The 4,463-nt window shown below is 48.1% G+C and carries 3 protein-coding genes, 1 rRNA gene and 3 pseudogenes; 5 read left to right on the top strand and 2 right to left on the bottom strand.

Annotated features, from left to right (window positions below; genetic code table 11):
• Nucleotides 1-96: 96 nt before the first annotated feature.
• Nucleotides 97-810 (bottom strand): LexA family transcriptional regulator, encoded by a 714-nt coding sequence (locus OV592_RS21695; RefSeq protein ID WP_000104864.1) that lies wholly within the window; start codon nt 808-810, stop codon nt 97-99.
• A 100-nt stretch (nt 811-910) separates the two neighbouring features.
• Between OV592_RS21695 and OV592_RS21690 the strand changes: the two are divergent.
• From OV592_RS21690 to OV592_RS21670, 5 genes and pseudogenes are all read left to right on the top strand, one after another.
• A pseudogene (locus OV592_RS21690) lies at nt 911-979 on the top strand (Cro/CI family transcriptional regulator); the annotation flags it as partial.
• A gap of 263 nt (nt 980-1,242) precedes the next feature.
• Complete coding sequence (locus OV592_RS21685; protein WP_395185023.1) at nt 1,243-1,743, top strand: alpha/beta interferon family protein; 501 nt, start codon at nt 1,243-1,245, stop codon at nt 1,741-1,743.
• A gap of 110 nt (nt 1,744-1,853) precedes the next feature.
• A 5S ribosomal RNA gene (gene rrf, locus OV592_RS21680) occupies nt 1,854-1,969 on the top strand.
• A gap of 318 nt (nt 1,970-2,287) precedes the next feature.
• Complete coding sequence (locus OV592_RS21675; RefSeq protein ID WP_000027060.1) at nt 2,288-3,148, top strand: class A beta-lactamase TEM-181; 861 nt, start codon at nt 2,288-2,290, stop codon at nt 3,146-3,148.
• A gap of 935 nt (nt 3,149-4,083) precedes the next feature.
• Nucleotides 4,084-4,182, top strand: a pseudogene (locus OV592_RS21670) (hypothetical protein); the annotation flags it as partial.
• A gap of 151 nt (nt 4,183-4,333) precedes the next feature.
• On the opposite strand, the pseudogene OV592_RS21665 reads toward OV592_RS21670, so the two are convergent.
• Nucleotides 4,334-4,447 (bottom strand): annotated as a pseudogene (locus OV592_RS21665) (protein rexA); the annotation flags it as partial.
• Between the last annotated feature and the right edge of the window lie 16 nt (nt 4,448-4,463).

The following is a 4,463-nucleotide window of genomic DNA, read 5'->3' as shown; positions in this document are numbered from 1 at the left end:
TATGTTATGTTCTGAGGGGAGTGAAAATTCCCCTAATTCGATGAAGATTCTTGCTCAATTGTTATCAGCTATGCGCCGACCAGAACACCTTGCCGATCAGCCAAACGTCTCTTCAGGCCACTGACTAGCGATAACTTTCCCCACAACGGAACAACTCTCATTGCATGGGATCATTGGGTACTGTGGGTTTAGTGGTTGTAAAAACACCTGACCGCTATCCCTGATCAGTTTCTTGAAGGTAAACTCATCACCCCCAAGTCTGGCTATGCAGAAATCACCTGGCTCAACAGCCTGCTCAGGGTCAACGAGAATTAACATTCCGTCAGGAAAGCTTGGCTTGGAGCCTGTTGGTGCGGTCATGGAATTACCTTCAACCTCAAGCCAGAATGCAGAATCACTGGCTTTTTTGGTTGTGCTTACCCATCTCTCCGCATCACCTTTGGTAAAGGTTCTAAGCTTAGGTGAGAACATCCCTGCCTGAACATGAGAAAAAACAGGGTACTCATACTCACTTCTAAGTGACGGCTGCATACTAACCGCTTCATACATCTCGTAGATTTCTCTGGCGATTGAAGGGCTAAATTCTTCAACGCTAACTTTGAGAATTTTTGTAAGCAATGCGGCGTTATAAGCATTTAATGCATTGATGCCATTAAATAAAGCACCAACGCCTGACTGCCCCATCCCCATCTTGTCTGCGACAGATTCCTGGGATAAGCCAAGTTCATTTTTCTTTTTTTCATAAATTGCTTTAAGGCGACGTGCGTCCTCAAGCTGCTCTTGTGTTAATGGTTTCTTTTTTGTGCTCATACGTTAAATCTATCACCGCAAGGGATAAATATCTAACACCGTGCGTGTTGACTATTTTACCTCTGGCGGTGATAATGGTTGCATGTACTAAGGAGGCTGTATGGAACAACGCATAACCCTGAAAGATTATGCAATGCGCTTTGGGCAAACCAAGACAGCTAAAGATCTCTCACCTACCAAACAATGCCCCCCTGCAAAAAATAAATTCATATAAAAAACATACAGATAACCATCTGCGGTGATAAATTATCTCTGGCGGTGTTGACATAAATACCACTGGCGGTGATACTGAGCACATCAGCAGGACGCACTGACCACCATGAAGGTGACGCTCTTAAAAATTAAGCCCTGAAGAAGGGCAGCATTCAAAGCAGAAGGCTTTGGGGTGTGTGATACGAAACGAAGCATTGGTTAAAAATTAAGGAGGAATTCATGTGTGACCTGCCGCAGACCCACTCTCTGGGTTCTCGTCGTACCCTGATGCTGCTGGCTCAGATGCGTAAAATCTCTCTGTTCTCTTGCCTGAAAGACCGTCACGACTTCGGTTTCCCGCAGGAAGAGTTCGGTAACCAGTTCCAGAAAGCTGAAACCATCCCGGTTCTGCACGAAATGATCCAGCAGATCTTCAACCTGTTCTCTACCAAAGACTCTTCTGCTGCTTGGGACGAAACCCTGCTGGACAAATTCTACACCGAACTGTACCAGCAGCTGAACGACCTGGAAGCTTGCGTTATCCAGGGTGTTGGTGTTACCGAAACCCCGCTGATGAAAGAAGACTCTATCCTGGCTGTTCGTAAATACTTCCAGCGTATCACCCTGTACCTGAAAGAAAAGAAATACTCTCCGTGCGCTTGGGAAGTTGTTCGTGCTGAAATCATGCGTTCTTTCTCTCTGTCTACCAACCTGCAGGAATCTCTGCGTTCTAAAGAATAAGGATCCGTCGACCTGCAGCCAAGCTTGGCTGTTTTGGCGGATGAGAGAAGATTTTCAGCCTGATACAGATTAAATCAGAACGCAGAAGCGGTCTGATAAAACAGAATTTGCCTGGCGGCAGTAGCGCGGTGGTCCCACCTGACCCCATGCCGAACTCAGAAGTGAAACGCCGTAGCGCCGATGGTAGTGTGGGGTCTCCCCATGCGAGAGTAGGGAACTGCCAGGCATCAAATAAAACGAAAGGCTCAGTCGAAAGACTGGGCCTTTCGTTTTATCTGTTGTTTGTCGGTGAACGCTCTCCTGAGTAGGACAAATCCGCCGGGAGCGGATTTGAACGTTGCGAAGCAACGGCCCGGAGGGTGGCGGGCAGGACGCCCGCCATAAACTGCCAGGCATCAAATTAAGCAGAAGGCCATCCTGACGGATGGCCTTTTTGCGTTTCTACAAACTCTTTTGTTTATTTTTCTAAATACATTCAAATATGTATCCGCTCATGAGACAATAACCCTGATAAATGCTTCAATAATATTGAAAAAGGAAGAGTATGAGTATTCAACATTTCCGTGTCGCCCTTATTCCCTTTTTTGCGGCATTTTGCCTTCCTGTTTTTGCTCACCCAGAAACGCTGGTGAAAGTAAAAGATGCTGAAGATCAGTTGGGTGCACGAGTGGGTTACATCGAACTGGATCTCAACAGCGGTAAGATCCTTGAGAGTTTTCGCCCCGAAGAACGTTTTCCAATGATGAGCACTTTTAAAGTTCTGCTATGTGGCGCGGTATTATCCCGTGTTGACGCCGGGCAAGAGCAACTCGGTCGCCGCATACACTATTCTCAGAATGACTTGGTTGAGTACTCACCAGTCACAGAAAAGCATCTTACGGATGGCATGACAGTAAGAGAATTATGCAGTGCTGCCATAACCATGAGTGATAACACTGCGGCCAACTTACTTCTGACAACGATCGGAGGACCGAAGGAGCTAACCGCTTTTTTGCACAACATGGGGGATCATGTAACTCGCCTTGATCGTTGGGAACCGGAGCTGAATGAAGCCATACCAAACGACGAGCGTGACACCACGATGCCTGTAGCAATGGCAACAACGTTGCGCAAACTATTAACTGGCGAACTACTTACTCTAGCTTCCCGGCAACAATTAATAGACTGGATGGAGGCGGATAAAGTTGCAGGACCACTTCTGCGCTCGGCCCTTCCGGCTGGCTGGTTTATTGCTGATAAATCTGGAGCCGGTGAGCGTGGGTCTCGCGGTATCATTGCAGCACTGGGGCCAGATGGTAAGCCCTCCCGTATCGTAGTTATCTACACGACGGGGAGTCAGGCAACTATGGATGAACGAAATAGACAGATCGCTGAGATAGGTGCCTCACTGATTAAGCATTGGTAACTGTCAGACCAAGTTTACTCATATATACTTTAGATTGATTTAAAACTTCATTTTTAATTTAAAAGGATCTAGGTGAAGATCCTTTTTGATAATCTCATGACCAAAATCCCTTAACGTGAGTTTTCGTTCCACTGAGCGTCAGACCCCGTAGAAAAGATCAAAGGATCTTCTTGAGATCCTTTTTTTCTGCGCGTAATCTGCTGCTTGCAAACAAAAAAACCACCGCTACCAGCGGTGGTTTGTTTGCCGGATCAAGAGCTACCAACTCTTTTTCCGAAGGTAACTGGCTTCAGCAGAGCGCAGATACCAAATACTGTTCTTCTAGTGTAGCCGTAGTTAGGCCACCACTTCAAGAACTCTGTAGCACCGCCTACATACCTCGCTCTGCTAATCCTGTTACCAGTGGCTGCTGCCAGTGGCGATAAGTCGTGTCTTACCGGGTTGGACTCAAGACGATAGTTACCGGATAAGGCGCAGCGGTCGGGCTGAACGGGGGGTTCGTGCACACAGCCCAGCTTGGAGCGAACGACCTACACCGAACTGAGATACCTACAGCGTGAGCTATGAGAAAGCGCCACGCTTCCCGAAGGGAGAAAGGCGGACAGGTATCCGGTAAGCGGCAGGGTCGGAACAGGAGAGCGCACGAGGGAGCTTCCAGGGGGAAACGCCTGGTATCTTTATAGTCCTGTCGGGTTTCGCCACCTCTGACTTGAGCGTCGATTTTTGTGATGCTCGTCAGGGGGGCGGAGCCTATGGAAAAACGCCAGCAACGCGGCCTTTTTACGGTTCCTGGCCTTTTGCTGGCCTTTTGCTCACATGTTCTTTCCTGCGTTATCCCCTGATTCTGTGGATAACCGTATTACCGCCTTTGAGTGAGCTGATACCGCTCGCCGCAGCCGAACGACCGAGCGCAGCGAGTCAGTGAGCGAGGAAGCGGAAGAGCGCCCAATACGCAAACCGCCTCTCCCCGCGCGTTGGCCGATTCATTAATGCAGCTGGCACGACAGGTTTCCCGACTGGAAAGCGGGCAGTGAGCGCAACGCAATTAATGTGAGTTAGCTCACTCATTAGGCACCCCAGGCTTTACACTTTATGCTTCCGGCTCGTATGTTGTGTGGAATTGTGAGCGGATAACAATTTCACACAGGAAACAGCTATGACCATGATTACGCCAAGCTTGCATGCCTGCAGGTGATGATTATCAGCCAGCAGAGAATTAAGGAAAACAGACAGGTTTATTGAGCGCTTATCTTTCCCTTTATTTTTGCTGCGGTAAGTCGCATAAAAACCATTCTTCATAATTCAATCCATTTAC

Source organism: Agarivorans sp. JK6 (genome assembly GCF_045277145.1).
In the GTDB taxonomy this organism is placed as follows: domain Bacteria; phylum Pseudomonadota; class Gammaproteobacteria; order Enterobacterales; family Celerinatantimonadaceae; genus Agarivorans; species Agarivorans albus.
Note: the sequence above shows the minus strand (reverse complement) of the source record. Positions and strands in the feature narration are given on the sequence as shown.

Bases quoted from the DNA above. Each gene is read 5' to 3' on its own strand.
- OV592_RS21695 (WP_000104864.1), bottom strand. From the start codon at position 810: ATGAGCACAAAAAAGAAACCATTAACACAAGAGCAGCTTGAGGACGCA.
- OV592_RS21685 (WP_395185023.1), top strand. From the start codon at position 1,243: ATGTGTGACCTGCCGCAGACCCACTCTCTGGGTTCTCGTCGTACCCTG.
- OV592_RS21675 (WP_000027060.1), top strand. From the start codon at position 2,288: ATGAGTATTCAACATTTCCGTGTCGCCCTTATTCCCTTTTTTGCGGCA.